This is a genomic window from Streptomyces sp. NBC_00536 (assembly GCF_036346295.1).
GTDB lineage: Bacteria > Actinomycetota > Actinomycetes > Streptomycetales > Streptomycetaceae > Streptomyces.
The window spans coordinates 7,855,981-7,871,886 of record NZ_CP107819.1; the positions used below are offsets into that span (position 1 = coordinate 7,855,981).

Consider the following 15,906-nt stretch of genomic DNA (forward strand, 5'->3'; position numbering starts at 1 on the left):
TCAGCGCCAGCGTCGTCGCAGCCGGGGCCACGGCACATGACAACGGGGAGGAACCACCATGTCCGAAAAGGCAGTGGGAACCGTCAGCGCCACCATCGAGACCGTCACCGCCCGCCGGATCATCGACAGCCGGGGCAACCCCACGGTCGAGGTGGACGTCGTCCTCGCGGACGGCTCCCTGGGGCGCGCGGCCGTCCCCTCCGGCGCCTCCACCGGCGCCCGGGAAGCGGTGGAACTGCGCGACGGGGACTCCGCGCGCTGGCACGGCAAGGGTGTCGACCGCGCGGTGGCCCACGTCAACGGCGAGATCGCGGAGTCCGTGCGCGGCCGGGACGCGGCGGACCAGGCGGGTCTCGACGCCGCTCTGGTCGCTCTCGACGGCACCGCAGCCAAGTCCCGGCTCGGCGCCAACGCGATCCTCGGCGTCTCCCTCGCCGCCGCCAAGGCCGCCGCGGCCGCCCACCGCCAGCCCCTCTACCGCTACCTCGGCGGCGCCGAGGCCCACCTCCTGCCGCTGCCGATGATGAACATCGTCAACGGCGGCGCCCATGCCGACAACCCGCTGGACTTCCAGGAGTTCATGATCGCGCCGGTGGGCGCGGACACCTTCGCCGAAGCCGTCCGCATGGGCAGCGAGGTCTTCCACACCCTGCGCCGCGACCTGCTGGCCGCCGGCCACTCCACGGGCGTCGGCGACGAAGGCGGCTTCGCGCCCGCGCTGCGCACGGCCGAGGAAGCCCTCGACTTCGTGATGGCCGCCATCGAGCGCACCGGCTACCGCCCCGGCACGGACATCGGCCTGATCATGGACCCGGCGTCCTCGGAGTTCTTCCGCGACGGCGTGTACGACTACGCGGGCGAGGGCGTGCGCCGCACCCCCTCCGAGAACGTCGACTACCTGACCAAGCTCATCGACGCCTACCCGATCGTCTCCATCGAGGACCCGATGGCGGAGAACGACTGGGACGGCTGGCGCGAGCTGACCGCCCGCGTCGGCGACCGCTGCCAGCTCACCGGCGACGACGTGTTCTGCACCAACGAGACGCTGCTGCGCGAGGGCATCCGTACCGGCGTCGGCAACTCGGTCCTGATCAAGGTCAACCAGATCGGCACCCTGACCGAGGCGCTGGCCACGGTGGCCACGGCCCACCAGGCGGGCTGGACGGCCGTCATGTCGCACCGCTCGGGCGAGACCGAGGACACCACCATCGCGGACCTGGCGGTGGCGACCGGCTGCGGTCAGATCAAGACCGGCTCGCTCTCCCGCTCCGACCGCACGGCGAAGTACAACCAGCTGATCCGGATCGAAGAGGAACTGGGCGCCTCGGCCCGCTACGCGGGCCGCTCCGCACTGCGCCGGGCGTAACCGGCAGGCGGAAGCGGAACCACGCGGGCCCCGATCACGATCGGGGCCCGCTCGCGTGCCGGGGGCGGTCCGCCCGCCGGGCGGAGGGAAGGGCCGGGACGCCCGTCCGATCATCGTTCATACGAACTCGTTGGAATGAACGCGCCGCGCAGAAACCATTGGCCCATACACGGGTGGTGCTACCAATTGCCCTGCGCTCGAACCCGAGTGGGGGAATCCCCTCGTGGTCGTGCGCGCATCACCCACCCGCAGAACGAATGGATCCCGCCCCATGGCAATCGCACTGCGTCACACGCTCGCTCTCGCCACGCTGGCCCTGACCGCCTCCGTCCTGCCGGCCGTCGGGGCGCAGGCCGCCGAGACCGCGACCCCGTCCCTGCGCGCTCCCGGCCTCTACTGCCTGGCCAACGCCTGGGACACCCCGAACATCTCCACCAAGCCGTGCGACTCCGCCGACCGAGGCCAGCACTGGACCGTCTCGGGCCAGCAGATCTCCCTCAGCAACGCGCGGGGCTACTGTCTCGCCAACACCTGGAACGCCCAGGCCGTCTCGGTGAAGCCGTGCAACCCCAAGGACCAGGGCCAGTACTGGACCGTCTCGGGCCAGCAGATCTCCCTCACCTACGCTCCGGCCTACTGCTTCGCCAACGCCTGGAACACCCCGAACCTCTCGACCAAGCCGTGCGACACCGCCGACCGCGGCCAGCACTGGGTGATCTTCAACGACCAGATCAGCCTCGCCGCCGCCTGACCGCCCGCCCCGCCCCGCCGCGGCCGGTTCGGCGCTAGAAGGCCGAGTGGGTGAACCAGAGGGTGAGCAGGTCCTCGTCGCCCAGCTGCTGGAAGGCCTCGCTGGTGCGGTCGAGGCGGCCGTAGAGGAGCAGGAGCAGATCGGCGGACGTCCCCTCGACCGTGGCGTCCGCCTTCACCGGGTCGGTGAGGTCGGCGCCCCCGGGCACCAGGCCGAAGCCGTCGGGGCGCAGGCGGACCAGCCAGCCGTCATCGCCGTCCGTGCAGCGGAAGAGGAGGGTCCGGTCGGGTCCGCGCAGGGCCGCGGTCCCGGGCGCGAAGAAAGAGGCGAACGGCAGGTTGGTGAGGAACTCGTCGATGCCGTCCACCGCCAGCGCGTGATCGATGCGCGGTGTGAGGCCGAGCGCGAGTTCGGCGTCGACCCGGTGCACGAGGGTCTCGAAGAGCATGCGGCGGACCCAGAACCGGGCGTGCTGGTCGAGTCCCCAGGCCCACATGGGCGCGTCCAGGTCGGTGGCGGCGAACACCTCCGCGGACCGCGCCGCGCTCTCGGCCAGCCAGTCGGGATAGTCGGCGGCGGTCTCCGGCAGGGACAGTTCCACGTCGCGGCTGGTCGGCGGCTGCTGGATGCGCTGCCTCAGCAGCACGCTGAACCACCGGTGCACGCTCCCGGTGTGCCGGGTCAGGTCGGCCAGGGTCCAGCCCGGGCAGGACGGCACCGGGGTGGCGGGGTCGGCACCCTTGGCCGCGGCGACGAAGCGCGCGCTCTCCGCCGCGACGGCCGTGACGTGCTGGGTGGGGTTCATATCTGGTCCTTCCTGGTCGTGTCGTCGTCGACGCTAACCCACCTGGCGCCCAGGTCATGGACGGGGGCGACCGTATGATGCGCGGATGATCAAGCCGGTTGAACTCGTGATATTCGACTGCGACGGGGTGCTCGTCGACAGCGAACGCATCGCCCAGCGCCTCCAGGTCGACCTCGGTGCGGAGTTGGGCTGGCCGCTGACCCCCGACGAGGTCGTCGAGCGGTTCATCGGCCGCTCCAAGCAGTCCATCTGCGAGCAGATAGCGCAGCGGCTGGGCGCGGAGACGGCCGACCTCTGGTGGGAGCAGCTCATGCTGCGCCACCGGGAGGCGGTCGATGCCGGGCTCGAAGCGGTCGATGGGCTGCCCGAGGCGCTGGCCGGGATCACGGAGGCGGTCTGCGTCGCCTCCAGCGGCTCGCACGAGAAGATGCGCCACACCCTCGGTGTCACGGGGCTCTATGAGCGTTTCGCGGGCCACATCTTCAGCTCCACCGAGGTCTCGCGCGGCAAGCCCGCCCCCGACCTCTTCCTGCACGCGGCGCGGCGGATGGGCGTCGACCCCGCGGCCTGTGTGGTGGTCGAGGACAGCAGGCCCGGCGTCCAGGCGGCCCGCGCCGCCGGGATGCGCTCCTTCGGCTACGTGGGCGGACTCACCCCGGCCGAACGGCTGGAGGGCCCCGGCACCATCGTCTTCGACGACATGCGCGAGCTGCCCGTCCTCATCGCCGGGGAGGGCCGGTGACCGCGGTGGCCTGACCAGGGGAGGGGGCGTGCGGCCGTGTTAGTGTCGCGCCATGTCCAAGGCTGAAATCGACGTGGTGACCGCTGAGTTCTTCGGGGCTTTCGACAACAGGGCAGGAAAGACCGCCGACTTGGAGCGTCTCCGTCGGCTGGTCCTGCCGGGCGGCGTGATCGTCATGACCGGACCGGACTTCACGGTCTACAGCGTGGACGAGTTCATCGAACCCCGCCGCCGACTGCTGACGGGCGGCCGGCTGGTCGAGTTCAGCGAGTGGGAGACCTCCGAGCGGACCGACATCACGGGTGACATCGCGTCGAGGTTCGGTGAGTACCGCAAGTCCGGAGTCCTGGACGGCGAGCCGTTCGAAGGCGGCGGGACGAAGACGATCCAGTTCGTCCGCACCACCGAGGGCTGGCGCATCGCGGCCTTCTCCTGGTACGACCAGCCCGCCGCGTAGCCGCCTCCGCACTCCTCCACCGCACCTCCCACCGCCGCCGGTCCACCCTCTCGTGCAACTCTCCGGTTGCGTCGCTGCGGGCTCACGTGCAACCCTGGAGTTGCATCTACTGGTGACGACGTGAGGAATGCACTCATGAGTGAGAACCGGATCGAACGCGAAACCCTGATCGAAGCCTCTCTGGAACGGGTCTGGTCGCTCGTGGCCGAACCGGGCTTCTGGGTGGCGGACGAGGCGCAGCCGACCGGCGGCCCGGCGCAGGAGGGCGAGGTGACCGTGGCGAGGAACGCCGAGTACGGGGACTTCCCGGTACGGGTGGAGAAGGTCGAACCGCCGACCTACCTCGCGTACCGCTGGGCCAGTGCCTTCCCGGGGCAGGACCTGAACGACGACAACAGCACCCTCGTGGAGTTCACGCTCAGCCGCGAAGGCGACAAGACACGGCTCCGCGTCGTCGAGAGCGGCTTCGCGGCCCTCGCCGGGTCCGAAGAACTGCGCGCCCGCGCGCTCAAGGACAACACCGGCGGCTGGCCGCAGGTGCTCGACGCGTTCAGGAAGCGCGCCGAGCAGCCCTCCGCGTGACGGAGGAGCGCCGCACCGGCGACGAGGCGGTCGACAGCGTCCTCGCCGCCCTGGCCGACCCCACGCGACGCAAACTGCTCGACCTGCTCGCGGCGCGCGGCGAGGTCACGGCGACGACCCTCGCCGAAGGCCTGCCCGTGTCGCGCCAGGCGGTGGTCAAGCACCTCGCCGTCCTGGACGCCGCCGGGCTGGTCTCCGGCGAGCGGGTCGGACGCGAGGTGCGCTACGCGGTGCGGCCCGCCGCCCTGGACGCCACGGCCCGCTGGATGGCCACGCTCGCCGCGGACTGGGACCGGCGGCTGGCGAACGTCAAGCGGATCGCCGAGGCGGCGGAGCGGGACGCCTGAAACCCGCCCCGGGGCCCCTCCGGGGCTCCGGGGCTCAGGCGTCGGCGGCCGTCCCGGAGGCGAGCAGCCCGCAGTCGTCGAAGTTCATGCACCCGCACGCCAGACAGTCGGCGACGGCATCGCGCAGCGCTCGCGCGTCCTCGATGAACCGGTCCAGCTCGGGGAGCTTGCGCTCGGCGAGGGCCCGCCACTGCCGGGTGGCCCCGCGGTCGGCGCCGGAGTCCAGCAGCTGGCGGATCTCGGCCAGGGTGAACCCGGCCCGCTGCGCCATTCTGATTAGCGCGATCCGCCGTACCGCGCCCACCGGGTAGACCCGGCGGCCCGCCACCCGCCGGGCCGGTGGCAGCAGGCCGAGGCCCTCGTAGTACCGCAGGGCCGACGCCCGCATCCTGACCCGCCGTGCGAGGTCACCGATGCCCAGCTCCCGTACCGGCCCCCGCAGCGGGCCCGCCGCGGATCCCTCCACGAATCCCCCCATGGATCCCCCTCTTCTTGCTCCTGATCCTCCCTGATCCTCTCCTCTTGACGTCACTTGACTTCAAGCGGGCTTGAACCGCGAGCCTGCGCGGGTGACCTCTCCCGCGCTGACCCGCCTGCTGCCCCCCACGTACCGGCCGCTGTTCGCCCACGCCGGGTTCCGGCGCCTGCTGCCCGCACTCGCGGCCTCCGACCTCGGCGACGGGATGAGCATGGTCGCCGTGGCCTGGCTGGCCCTCCTGATCGCGCCGCCCGGCCGGTCCGCCTGGGTCGTCGGCGCGGCCCTCGCCGCCTACGCGCTCCCCGGGGCCGCGGGGGCCCTGCTCTTCGGCCGCCGGCTGCGCGGGATGCATCCCCGGCGGCTGATGGCCGTGGACAGCCGCCTGCGTGCCCTGCTCCTCGGCGCCGTGCCCCTGGCCTGGGCGCTGGGGATGCTGCACCCGGTGCTGTACGTCGGCCTCCTGGCCGCCTCCTCGGTGCTGCACGCCTGGGGGAGCGCGGGAAAGTACTCCCTGTTCGCCCGCATGCTGCCCCCGGATCAGCGACTCGCCGCGAACGCGCTGGTCAGCGCCTGTACGTCGGCTTCCGTCATCGTCGGGCCCGCGCTCGCCGGGTTCCTCGCGGCGGCCGTCGGCCCGGCCTGGATCATCGGTCTCGACGCGCTGTCCTTCGCCTTCCTCGCCGTCCGGGTCGCCCGGATCCCGGAGGTGCCCGAGGCGGCGGAGCCCCCGGCCGACGGCGGCCGCCCGCGGGGCGACCGCGTCCTGCGCATGCTGCGCGGGCGGCCCGAACTCCTCGGCGCCCTCGCCCTGACGTGGTTCTTCAACTTCCTCTACGGACCGGTGGAGGTAGCCCTCCCGCTGCACGTCACCGACGACCTCCGGGCCGGTGCGAGCACGCTCGGGCTGTACTGGACCGCCTTCGGCGCGGGCGCCGTGCTCGGCACCCTGGCGGCCGGAGCCCTGCGCCGGCTTCCCCACTGGCCCGTCACCCTGGCCATCGTGGCCGGGTGGGGTCTGATCCTGCTGCCCTTCGGCCTGGGCGTGCCCGTGGCGGTCTCCCTCGCCTGCTTCGGCCTGGGCGGCCTGATCTACGGACCCTTCACCGCCCTGTCCTTCACCCTGTTCCAGGACCGCACACCGGCCCCCTGGCTGACCGGTGTCCTGGCCTTCCGGGCCGCGGCCCTGCTCACCGCCGGTCCCGTGGGCACCGCCCTCGGCGGCCCCCTCACCGCGGTCATGGGTCCCCGGCTGGTCCTGGCCGCCTCGGGGATGGCGACCCTGGTCCTCGCCGCGGTGGCCGCCGCCGTGCTCGGTCTCGGGGCGAACCGGCGGGTACGGCGCGCCCGCCGGGCCCGGGGGAGCCGTTCCGGCCCGCTGGAGACCGGGTTCCGGTGAACCGCGCACCGGGTTCCCCACCGGCCGTTACCGTGAGTGCTCCGGTGGCTTCGGGGAGGGGTGCGCGGGGTGGGAGAGCGTCGGCTGGGCGTGGTGCTCGTACACGGGTTCCGGTCGGGTCCCGGCGCCTGGGATCCGCTCCGGGCGCTGATCGCCGGAGACGACGGCCTCGGGTTCGTGGACACGCTCCCCTTCGGGTACGCGACGGGGCTGGGGCGGCTCCATCCGCTGCGGGTGAACCCGAGCATCGACACCGCGGCGGACAGCCTGGGGGAGTACCTGGCCACGGAGGCCGGCGGCTTCGAGGAACTGATGCTGGTCACCCACAGCCAGGGCGGCCTGGTCGCCCAGCGGCTGCTGGCCCGCATGCTCGGCGACGGGCGGGGGCGGGAACTGGCCCGGATCCGGGCCGTCGTCATGCTGGCCTGCCCCAACAACGGCTCCGAGCTGATGCTGTCGCTGCGCCGCGGACTGTTCGGCTCCGGTCACCCGCAGGAGAGCCAGCTGCGGCCGCTGAACGAGCAGGTCACCCGTACCCTCAGGACCGTCCTGCGGGACGTCGTGGGGGCGCGGGAAGTCACCGAACGCACCTGCCCGATCCCCTTCGCGGTCTACGCGGGAGAGAGCGACGGAGTCGTGTCGCCCGCCTCCGCGCAGAGCGTCTTCCCCGACGCCGCGGCCCTGCCCGGCGACCATTCCGGCATCCTCAAGGCCACCACGGCGGACCACCGGACCTTCACCACCCTGCGTCGCCTCATCCTGCGCACCCGGACCGGCCCGGGCCCCGGCGGCCCCTCGGTGGGCGGAGCGGCGGGGGCGGCAGGGACGGCCGGTGACGCCGGGGAGGCCGCGCCATCGGCGCCCCCGCCGTCCTCGCCGCCCCCGCCGTCCGTGGAAGAGACCGTGGCGGGACTGCCCGCGCGCTCGACGACCTTCACCGGCCGCGCGGCGGCCGTCGAGGCCCTGCTCGCGCTGCTCGCACCCTTCGGCGACCCGGCCCCGGCCGGAGGCGACCCGGCCCCGGCCGAACCGGAAGCCTCAGTGGCTCCCACCGCCCCCGCGCGAGCGGCCACGGTGGGCGTGGTGGTCGGGATGCCCGGGGTCGGCAAGACCGAGCTGGTGCTGCAGAGCGCCGAACGCGCGCTGCGCGAACCCGGCTGGTTCCCCGGCGGGTTCCTCTTCGCCGACCTGGCGGGCTACGACCCCGACCCCGCGCGCCGCGCCACCCCCGCCGACGTCCTCGACGACTTCCTGCGCACCCTCGGCGTCCCCGCCGAGGGCATCCCGCCCGGTACGGACGCCCGTTCCGCCCTGCTGCGCAGCACCCTGGCCGCCCGGGCCGCGCGGGGCCTGCGGACCCTCGTGCTCCTCGACAACGCGGGCGGCGAGCAGCAGGTGCGGCCCCTGCTGCCCGGCGATCCGGCGACGCCCGCACTCATCACCTCGCGCACCAAACTGGCCGTCGGCGCACGCCCGTTCGCGGTCCAGGTGCTGGACGGGCCGACCTCGGTCGACCTCCTCCGCGAGGCCCTGCGGTACGCCGGCCCCGCGGACACCCGGATCGAGTCGGACCCCGAAGCCGCCCTGCGGATCGCCGAGTTGTGCGCGGGGCTGCCGCTCGCGCTGCACATCGTCGCGGCGCTGCTCGTGGACTTCCCGACCCGCCCGCCCGCGGACCTCGGCCGCGCCCTCCAGGCCGAACACACCCGGCTGGACCGCCTCGAACTGGGCGACCGGGCCGTGCGGGCCGCCTTCGACCTGTCCTACCGGCACCTGACCGCGGAGCAGGCGCGGCTCTTCCGGCTGCTGCCCGTCAATCCCGGACCCGACGTGTCCACCGAGACCGCCGCCCGCCTCGCCGCGCTGGACGAGGAACAAACGGCGGTGCTCCTGCAGGAGTTGGGCCGCGCCCATCTGATCGAGCCCGGCCGGACGTGGGGCCGCTGGCGGATGCACGACCTGCTGCGCCTGTACGCCGACGAGACGGGGGAGCGGAGCGCGGGGGAGGACGAGCGGGACGCCGTACGCCGACGGCTGTTCGACCACTACTGGATCACGGCACTGACGGCCGTCACCCTGCTGCGCCCCGATCCGGACGGCCCGCTCACGGACAGGTTCGACACGCCCGCGCAGGCGCAGGCCTGGCTGGAGGACGAACGGCACAACGTCACCCTGGTGGCCTCCTCCGGCACTGCCTTCGGCCCGGCCGACGGGACGCTCATGCTCGGGCTCAACCTCGGGGAATGGTTCGAGCGGCACCGCTACCTCGACGACTGGTCGGTCGTGGCCGACAGCGCGGTCCACACGGCGAGGAGCGCGGGACAACGGCGCTTTGAGGCACGGGCTTTGGACCAGTCGGGCAACTGCCTGCGGCTGAGCCGCAGGTTCCCGGAGGCGATCGCCCGCCACCGTGAGGCGATCGCGATCTTCCAGGAGTTGGGGGACACGGGCGGCGAGGGCAACGCCCTGTCGAACCTCGGGGTCGCCCTGCGGCACGCGCACCGGTACGACGAGGCCATCGCCGTCCTCTCGGAGTCCGTCCGCCTGTGCCGGGACCGGGGTGACGGCCGGTTCCTCGGCATGGCCCTGGGCAACCTCGGCATCGCCCTGCGCCAGCTCGGCCGGTACGAGGCCGCCGTCGCCGTCCAGCGGGAGACGGTGGCGCTGTCACGGGCGCACGGGGACCGGCGGAGCGAGGCCCGGGGGTTGTGCAATCTCGCCAACTCCCTGGTCGCGACGGGCAGCTACGGAGAGGCCGAGGCATCGGCCGGCCACGCCGTCCTCCTCTTCGCAGAGCTGCGGGACGAGCACGGCAGGGCGGGCGCGCTGAGCGTGCTCGGCACGGTGCTGAACGCCGCGGGCCGCTTCGGTGAGGCCGTCGGGCCACTGCACGACGCCGCGGTGACCCTGGGCAGGAGGGAAGACGTCCACGGCAGGGCGCTCGCGCTGGTCAACCTCGGTAGCGCGCTGGTCAAGACGGACGAGGCGGAGTACGCCGTCAGTGTGCTCCGGGAGGCCACGGACATCCTGCGCGAGTGCGACGACCCCGCCCGGGAGGCGGAGGCGTGCAAGAGCCTCGGGCTGGCCCTGTGCATCACGGAACGCTCCGGCGCGGCCGTGGCCGTGTACCAGCGCGCCGTGGACCTCCGCCACGGGCTCGGCGACCGGTCCGGCGAGGGCGAAGCGTGGCTCGTCCTCGCCTCCTGCCTGGGCCTCGCGGGACGGCCGGAGGAGGCGGTCGCGGCCGCGGTCCGCGCCGTCGGCGTGCTCAGCGAGACCCGGGAACCGAGGCTGCTCGCGCCGGCGCTCACCGAACTCGGCACCGCGCTGCTCCGGGCGGGACGCCCGGCCGAGGCCCTCACCCCGCTGGACCAGGCCGAGCGCCTGGCCCGCGAGTCGGGGGACCGGGCCGAGGAAGCCATGGCGCTCTCGGCCCGGGGCGCGGCCCTGCGGAGCCTGGGCCGCCCCGAAGAAGCCGCGGCGGCCACCGCGCGAGCCGTCGAGATCCACCGGGGCTGAACACTCGCCGGGCCGGAGCCGCGCGCGAAGCGGGGCCCGGCCCGCGACCGGTTAGTCCGGGTCGGGCATACGGCGCCAGCCGCCCCAGTTGCCGTCGTGGTCACGGATGTTGATCCACTGGTAGCCGTCATCGCCCCGGATGCTCAGCGTGAACACCCAGGGGTCGCCCCCGCTGAAGCGGTCGATGATGTAGATCTTGTCGGTGAAGACGCCGCCCATGGAGTACCAGCCGGACCACCGGCCCTTCTTGCTGGCGTCGCGGGTCCACACGGCCTGGTCGGTGCCGATGAGGAACTGGTGCTTGGAGCCGTCGGGAGCCGTCTGGGTGGCGACCCCGTACTCGCAGATGTAGATCGCGCCGGCCTCCCCGTTGCAGTGGCTCAGGGCCTGGGCCGGCGAGGCCGCGACCACGAGGCCCGCCAGGATGGTGGCCGCGAGAACGGCGGCCCTGATCCTCTTCATGTTCCTGTTGCTCCTCGGTGCGATGCGCAGGCGAGCCTGCTGACTCGTGCGAGCCTGCCGTTCACCGCTTGCGTTTCGCTAACGTTCCGCTGCCGTCGCGCGAACGCCGCCCGCAGGGGCTGCGGGCGGCGTTCGAGCTGGGGCGGTACTTCGGATCAGCCGGTCCGGTTCGGCGCGAACCCGTGGGACAGTTCGCTGGAGAAGGGCACGCTGCGGCCGTGGCTGCGGACGGGGCCGGCCTGCAGCACCCATCCCGTCGTCGTGTTGGGGACGAAGGTTCCGCCGGTGATGTCGATGGCCAGCTGGTAGACCCGGCCGGTGGTGGTCAGGACCTTGACGTAGGCGGTGGTGCCCTGGGCCTCGATCGAGATGCTGCACGCGGTACCGGCGTCACCTCCGCTGGGATAGCCGGTGATGGTCGAGAGGTTCTGCCAGGCGACCCCGGTGCCGCGGGGCGCCGCGCGCCCGGCAGAGGCGATGCCGTTGCGGACCGCGGCGCTGTACGACTCGCTGTTGGAGGGGGCATAGCTGTCGATGTCGATGCACGGCCCGGTGGCTCCGGTCGCGCCCGTGGCGCCCGTGGCGCCCGTGGCACCTGTGGCACCGGTGGCTCCGGTCGCACCCGTGGCACCCGTGCCGCCCGTGCCGCCCGTGGCACCGGTGGCACCGGTCGCTCCCGTGGCACCGGTCGCTCCCGTCGCTCCGGTCGCTCCCGTCGGTCCCGTCGCCCCGGTGTGGCCCGCCGGTCCCGTCGGGCCGGTATTGCCCTTCGGTCCTCGGGGGCCAGGGGGGCCCTCGGGGCCGCGGCACCGCTCGTGCCCGTTGGTCTTCGCGGCGTCCGGCCCCGACTCCTCGCACTCGTCACCGCCACCACCGCCCGGCGGACTCACGGCCGCGGTCTCGGCGGCCTTCGCCTGGATCGCCTGGCCCGCCGCGACGGCGGGCGAGGCGATCCCCGCCAGCACCAGCGCGATCGAGGCGAACGTTCCGCCGGTCAGCCAGCCGGATCGCTTGGGCAGCGGGCCCAGCGTGGATCGGGGTTTGTCCTCAGGACGCATGCACCGCTCCTCGTGAAGCATTTGATCGGATAGTCACTGGAATCCCGGTGACAGCAGCCATCGTGGGGATCCGGCACCGGCGACGGCGGCTGCCGCGCCCGACAATCAGTTGTTCGGCCCAGTGCATGAGGCCACCCGGGTGCGTTCCCGCGGGCCACACGGGTCAGTCGCACGGCGCGCTGTGCCCCGTACGCTGCGCGGGATCCGTAGGGTCCGGCCGTGAAGCCGACCATCTGCCTCTGCATGATCGTGAAGAACGAGTCCGCAGTCATCGAGCGCTGCCTGGCCTCGGTACGGGACCACATCGACACCTGGGTCATCTCCGACACCGGTTCGGACGACGGCACCCAGCAGCTGATCCGCAGTGCCCTCGACGGGATCCCCGGCGAGCTCCACGAGGAGCCCTGGGTGAACTTCGGGCACAACCGGAGCCTCAACATCGCCCGCGCCCGCGGCAGGGCCGACTACCTGCTCCTGCTCGACGCGGACCTGGTGCTGCGCGAGGACGCGCCGCTGCCGCCGCTCGTGGCGGACTCGTACCTGCTCCGGCACGAGGGCGCCACCGAGTACCGCATCAAACGCCTGGTCAGCGGCAGACTGCCGTGGCGGTACGAGGGGGTGACCCACGAGTACATCACCTGCGACCTCAGCGACAACGTGGTCCACCTCGACGCCCTGGTGATCGAGGACCACGGCGACGGCGGCTCCAAGCACGACAAGTTCGAACGGGACGCCCGGCTGCTGGGCGCCGAGATGGAACGGGACCCCTCCAACGGCCGGACCGTCTTCTACCTCGCCCAGACCATGCGGGACATGGGCGACCGCGCCGAGGCCATCCGCCTGTACGAGCGGCGCGCGGCCATGGGCGGCTGGCCGGAGGAGGTCTACCAGTCGCTCCTCCAGGTCGGCGTGCTGCACGGGGACAGCGCGGACCCGGCCGACTGGCCCGCCGCGATGGACGCGCTGAACCGTGCCTGGGAATCCCGGCCGGAGCGGCTGGAGGCGAGCTACGAACTGGCCTCGCGGCTGCGGCTGCTCGGCCGGTACCAGGCGGCCCACGCCGTCGTGCGGGCCTGCCTGGACCGGCCCGCGCCGGACGACATCCTGTTCACCCAGCCCTGGGTGTACCGGTGGGGCCTGCTCTTCGAGTACTCCATCACCGCGTACTGGGTGGGCGAGCCGGCGGAGTCGGTCCGGGCCTGCGACCGGCTCCTCGCCCTGCCCGACCTGCCGGACTCCTACCGGCGCCAGACCGTGCTCAACCGCGGATTCGCCCTGGAGCGTCTCGCGGTGCCGGCGAGGTGAAGCGCAGCGGCGCCGCGCGCCGCACCGGGGGCGCCGGATCCGCGGGGGCGAAGGGCTTCGAGAAGAGGGCCAGCAGCCCGGGGTGCACCGCGCACAGCGGCATCCGGCCCGTCTCCGCCGCGGCCGCGCGCAGGCGCTCGTCGGCGGCGAGGCGGTCGGCGCTCACGTACAGGAAGGCGTTCTGCGCGTACCAGGGTTCGATCTCCGGGTCGTCCCAGAGCCGTGTGCGCAGGCAGTCGACGAGTTCGTAGCCCCACCGGCCGAAGTGCTCGCGCCAGTAGGTCGGCCACTGCTCGTTGCGGTGGTCGCTGCCGGTCTGGCCGGGGATCGCGGCCGAGAACAGCACCACGTCGGACAGGGCGCAGAGATCGGCGACCAGGGAGGCGGCGCGGCCCTGGTCCAGGTGCTCGGCCGCTTCCAGGGTCATGGCCAGGTCGAACCGGGTCCCCTCCAGCCGGAGCGGGTGCGAGAGGTCGTGCCGCAGGAAGCGGTCGGGCGGGATCCGCAGGGCGCTCTCGGCGACCCAGTCCCCGTCGACCCCGAGGACCGTCTCCACGCCGAGTGCGCGGGCGGCCGCCAGCCAGGAACCGGTGCCGCACCCGAGGTCGACCACGCTGGAGGGCCGCACCAGATCGAAGACCAGTGGCAGCACCCGCCCGGCCGAGCGGGCCGAGCCGTCCTGCTGACTCTCGTAGAACCACGCGCCGTACGCGTCGTCGCGGGGCATCGACATCCGCATCACCTCGATCGGGAGCGCCGTGGCCGGCTCACCGCGGCCGATCCGGCGGAAGCGACCCTTCCACAACGGGTCACGGGCCAGGGCGTGCCACGCCCGGACTCACCCGGACTCACCCGGACTCACCCGGACTCGCCCGGAGTCACCCGGGGTTCCCCGTGCGCCGCCCCAGCGGCAGCAGGTACTGCAGGGGCTGGTCGAGGTCGTCCAGGCCGAGGAGTTCCTGGGCCAGGTCGTCGTGGAAGCCGCCGAGCGGGGTCCCGGCCAGGCCCAGCGCCGACGCCGTGAGGAGCAGCGTCTGGGTCAGGTGACCGGTCTCCAGCAGGGCCAGGCGCAGCGCGCGCAGCCCGTACCGGCGCCGCAGCAGGCCGACGTCCGCGTACACGCCCAGCACCACGGGCGCGGCGTCGATGCCGATCCAGTCCGGGTCGCTCGCCGGCCGGGACAGGTACGTCGACAGTGCCTTGACCTCCTCCAGTGGGGGCAGCGGCCCGACGGGGCGCAGCGTCCGGGACTCGGGCACGCAGTCGTACGTCCCCGCGGGGACACCGTCCGTACCGAGCACCAGCAGCCGCACCCGGGCCGTGTAGAGGGCGCCCGCGCTCGGGTAGGGGCGGTGGGCGAGGGTACGGGTCGAGCCGTCCGCGAGGAGCTGGGCGGAGCGGCCGCTCTCGGCGAGGGAGTGCCACAGCAGGGCACCGAGGGTCTCCGCGTCGAGCGGCCCGCCGAGCGCGCCGCGCGCCGAGGCCCGGCCCGCGAGGACGGCGCCCAGCGGTACGTCCGGCAACGGGCCCGTCGGCAGCGGGATGTCGGGCCCGGCGGGCCGCACGGCCGGGCGCGGCAGCGGCGCCGTCGGCCGCAGCGCCGTGTCCTCGCCCCGGCCGATCTGGAACTTGCTCCGCTCCAGGTACTGGACGTCGGGCGCGGTGTGCGAGGACGGGAAGTACGAGGGCGCGGCTTCGGAGCCCTCCGCCGTCTCCGCCGTTTCCAGCAGGGTCCGCGCCGCCAGCCTGCACACCGCCCGTTCCTCGTCGGGGATCACCCCGAGCCGGTTGAAGAGCATGTGCAGCTGCGAGGCCCATACCCAGGCGTACGGGGCCGGAGCGTCCTCCCGCGAGTCCGGCGCGTCCGGCGAGCCGAGGGCGCGCAGTGCCGCGTCGGCCTCGCGGACCCGCTCCGTCCAGCGGTTCAGCCAGGGCGCCGCGGAGCCGTCGGCGAGCCGCTGCCGCAGCTCCGCGGCGCGCCGCACCAGTGTCGAACGCTGCGCCGCGTAGACCGAGTTGACCCGCGCGTGGACCGGCGCGCCCGGCAGCAGGGGCACTTCCGTCACCCACCGCCAGCCCGCCGCGTGCCCGCGCAGCCAGCGCGCGGCCGCGAGGGGGTCCATGCCGAGGGCGTACGCCGTCGCGTGCGCCAGGTCGGCGGCGACCGCCAGCCGCGCGGAGCCGCCCGCGCCGTCCAGGGCCCGCAGCGCTTCGAGGGTCACCTCGGTCGAGGCGGCGAAGACCTCCTCGGCGACCGGCAACGCCCGTGCCCCGCCGTAGCGTTGGGTCTCGGGAACATAGGGCACGGTACGGACCTCCCCGTGCGCGGACGGCCAGGGACCCGCCACCGCCGGGACCTCCTTCGCGGCGTGCGCGAGGTGGTCGGACAGCCGCGCCGCGCCCGCCGCGTCCAGGCCGCGGACCCGGATCCGCAGGTGGGGGCCGTCCTCCCCGTACCGGATGAAGAACCACCGGGCCGCCTCCCCGGCCGCCACCAGCCCGTCGAGGCAGGGCGCCGCCTCCCGCAGCAGGAACGCGTCGGTGTCCTCGGCCGTGGAGTGCAGGAACAGGTGATGGCCGTGCCAGCCACCGGAGTGGGCGTCGGAATCGGTGCCGGTCGTCGTCATCTGGGGTCCTC

The 15,906-nt window shown here is 73.6% G+C and carries 15 protein-coding genes; 9 read left to right on the forward strand and 6 right to left on the reverse strand.

Annotation, left to right across the window (positions count from 1 at the left end; all coding sequences use genetic code 11):
- Positions 1-58: 58 nt before the first annotated feature.
- Both eno and OHS33_RS33670 read left to right on the forward strand, forming a co-directional pair.
- Entirely contained in the window at positions 59-1,366 is a 1,308-nt protein-coding gene (eno, locus tag OHS33_RS33665; protein ID WP_330334202.1) for a phosphopyruvate hydratase, read from the forward strand.
- Between the two features lie 271 nt (positions 1,367-1,637).
- On the forward strand, positions 1,638-2,117 hold the full coding sequence (locus OHS33_RS33670) for a ricin-type beta-trefoil lectin domain protein (RefSeq protein ID WP_330334203.1): 480 nt from the start codon (positions 1,638-1,640) through the stop codon (positions 2,115-2,117).
- Positions 2,118-2,151: 34 nt separating this feature from the next.
- Here the strand turns inward: OHS33_RS33670 and OHS33_RS33675 are convergent, their stop codons facing one another.
- Entirely contained in the window at positions 2,152-2,922 is a 771-nt protein-coding gene (locus OHS33_RS33675) for a maleylpyruvate isomerase family mycothiol-dependent enzyme (RefSeq protein ID WP_330334204.1), read from the reverse strand.
- Positions 2,923-3,007: 85 nt separating this feature from the next.
- Here OHS33_RS33675 and OHS33_RS33680 point away from each other — a divergent pair, with 85 nt between their 5' ends.
- The 4 genes from OHS33_RS33680 (at position 3,008) to OHS33_RS33695 (ending at position 5,050) form a co-directional block, all read left to right on the forward strand.
- Entirely contained in the window at positions 3,008-3,664 is a 657-nt protein-coding gene (locus OHS33_RS33680) for an HAD family hydrolase (protein ID WP_330334205.1), read from the forward strand.
- 52 nt (positions 3,665-3,716) lie between these two features.
- Positions 3,717-4,121: a DUF4440 domain-containing protein gene (locus OHS33_RS33685; protein ID WP_330334206.1), complete on the forward strand. Its 405-nt coding sequence runs from the start codon at positions 3,717-3,719 to the stop codon at positions 4,119-4,121.
- 135 nt (positions 4,122-4,256) lie between these two features.
- Positions 4,257-4,703 (forward strand): SRPBCC domain-containing protein, encoded by a 447-nt coding sequence (locus OHS33_RS33690; RefSeq protein ID WP_330334207.1) that lies wholly within the window; start codon positions 4,257-4,259, stop codon positions 4,701-4,703.
- Positions 4,700-5,050 (forward strand): ArsR/SmtB family transcription factor, encoded by a 351-nt coding sequence (locus OHS33_RS33695; RefSeq protein ID WP_330334208.1) that lies wholly within the window; start codon positions 4,700-4,702, stop codon positions 5,048-5,050. The genes OHS33_RS33690 and OHS33_RS33695 overlap by 4 nt, the downstream gene beginning before the upstream one ends.
- 34 nt (positions 5,051-5,084) lie before the next feature.
- Here the strand turns inward: OHS33_RS33695 and OHS33_RS33700 are convergent, their stop codons facing one another.
- Positions 5,085-5,528: a MerR family transcriptional regulator gene (locus tag OHS33_RS33700; protein ID WP_330334209.1), complete on the reverse strand. Its 444-nt coding sequence runs from the start codon at positions 5,526-5,528 to the stop codon at positions 5,085-5,087.
- 91 nt (positions 5,529-5,619) lie between these two features.
- On the opposite strand from OHS33_RS33700, the gene OHS33_RS33705 reads away from it, so the two are divergent.
- Both OHS33_RS33705 and OHS33_RS33710 read left to right on the forward strand, forming a co-directional pair.
- A complete protein-coding gene (locus OHS33_RS33705) occupies positions 5,620-6,924 on the forward strand; it encodes an MFS transporter (RefSeq protein WP_330334210.1) in 1,305 nt (434 codons plus the stop codon).
- Between the two features lie 69 nt (positions 6,925-6,993).
- Positions 6,994-10,443 carry a tetratricopeptide repeat protein gene (locus OHS33_RS33710; protein ID WP_330334211.1) on the forward strand — a complete coding sequence of 1,150 codons (3,450 nt, stop codon included), beginning with the start codon at positions 6,994-6,996 and terminating at the stop codon, positions 10,441-10,443.
- A gap of 51 nt (positions 10,444-10,494) precedes the next feature.
- Here the strand turns inward: OHS33_RS33710 and OHS33_RS33715 are convergent, their stop codons facing one another.
- On the reverse strand, positions 10,495-10,905 hold the full coding sequence (locus tag OHS33_RS33715; protein ID WP_330334212.1) for a hypothetical protein: 411 nt from the start codon (positions 10,903-10,905) through the stop codon (positions 10,495-10,497).
- A gap of 155 nt (positions 10,906-11,060) precedes the next feature.
- Positions 11,061-11,963 carry a hypothetical protein gene (locus tag OHS33_RS33720; protein ID WP_330334213.1) on the reverse strand — a complete coding sequence of 301 codons (903 nt, stop codon included), beginning with the start codon at positions 11,961-11,963 and terminating at the stop codon, positions 11,061-11,063.
- A 219-nt stretch (positions 11,964-12,182) separates the two neighbouring features.
- Here OHS33_RS33720 and OHS33_RS33725 point away from each other — a divergent pair, with 219 nt between their 5' ends.
- Entirely contained in the window at positions 12,183-13,268 is a 1,086-nt protein-coding gene (locus OHS33_RS33725; protein WP_330334214.1) for a glycosyltransferase, read from the forward strand.
- On the opposite strand, the gene OHS33_RS33730 is transcribed toward OHS33_RS33725, so the two are convergent.
- Entirely contained in the window at positions 13,222-14,001 is a 780-nt protein-coding gene (locus tag OHS33_RS33730; protein ID WP_330334215.1) for a class I SAM-dependent methyltransferase, read from the reverse strand. The genes OHS33_RS33725 and OHS33_RS33730 overlap by 47 nt on opposite strands.
- A gap of 145 nt (positions 14,002-14,146) precedes the next feature.
- Complete coding sequence (locus OHS33_RS33735) at positions 14,147-15,895, reverse strand: thiopeptide-type bacteriocin biosynthesis protein (protein WP_330334216.1); 1,749 nt, start codon at positions 15,893-15,895, stop codon at positions 14,147-14,149.
- Positions 15,896-15,906: the final 11 nt, after the last annotated feature.

Bases quoted from the DNA above. Each gene is read 5' to 3' on its own strand.
- OHS33_RS33680 (WP_330334205.1), top strand. From the start codon at position 3,008: ATGATCAAGCCGGTTGAACTCGTGATATTCGACTGCGACGGGGTGCTC.
- OHS33_RS33700 (WP_330334209.1), bottom strand. From the start codon at position 5,528: ATGGGGGGATTCGTGGAGGGATCCGCGGCGGGCCCGCTGCGGGGGCCG.
- OHS33_RS33735 (WP_330334216.1), bottom strand. From the start codon at position 15,895: ATGACGACGACCGGCACCGATTCCGACGCCCACTCCGGTGGCTGGCAC.
- OHS33_RS33730 (WP_330334215.1), bottom strand. From the start codon at position 14,001: ATGTCGATGCCCCGCGACGACGCGTACGGCGCGTGGTTCTACGAGAGT.
- OHS33_RS33690 (WP_330334207.1), top strand. From the start codon at position 4,257: ATGAGTGAGAACCGGATCGAACGCGAAACCCTGATCGAAGCCTCTCTG.
- OHS33_RS33715 (WP_330334212.1), bottom strand. From the start codon at position 10,905: ATGAAGAGGATCAGGGCCGCCGTTCTCGCGGCCACCATCCTGGCGGGC.
- OHS33_RS33675 (WP_330334204.1), bottom strand. From the start codon at position 2,922: ATGAACCCCACCCAGCACGTCACGGCCGTCGCGGCGGAGAGCGCGCGC.
- OHS33_RS33720 (WP_330334213.1), bottom strand. From the start codon at position 11,963: ATGCGTCCTGAGGACAAACCCCGATCCACGCTGGGCCCGCTGCCCAAG.
- eno (WP_330334202.1), top strand. From the start codon at position 59: ATGTCCGAAAAGGCAGTGGGAACCGTCAGCGCCACCATCGAGACCGTC.
- OHS33_RS33685 (WP_330334206.1), top strand. From the start codon at position 3,717: ATGTCCAAGGCTGAAATCGACGTGGTGACCGCTGAGTTCTTCGGGGCT.
- OHS33_RS33670 (WP_330334203.1), top strand. From the start codon at position 1,638: ATGGCAATCGCACTGCGTCACACGCTCGCTCTCGCCACGCTGGCCCTG.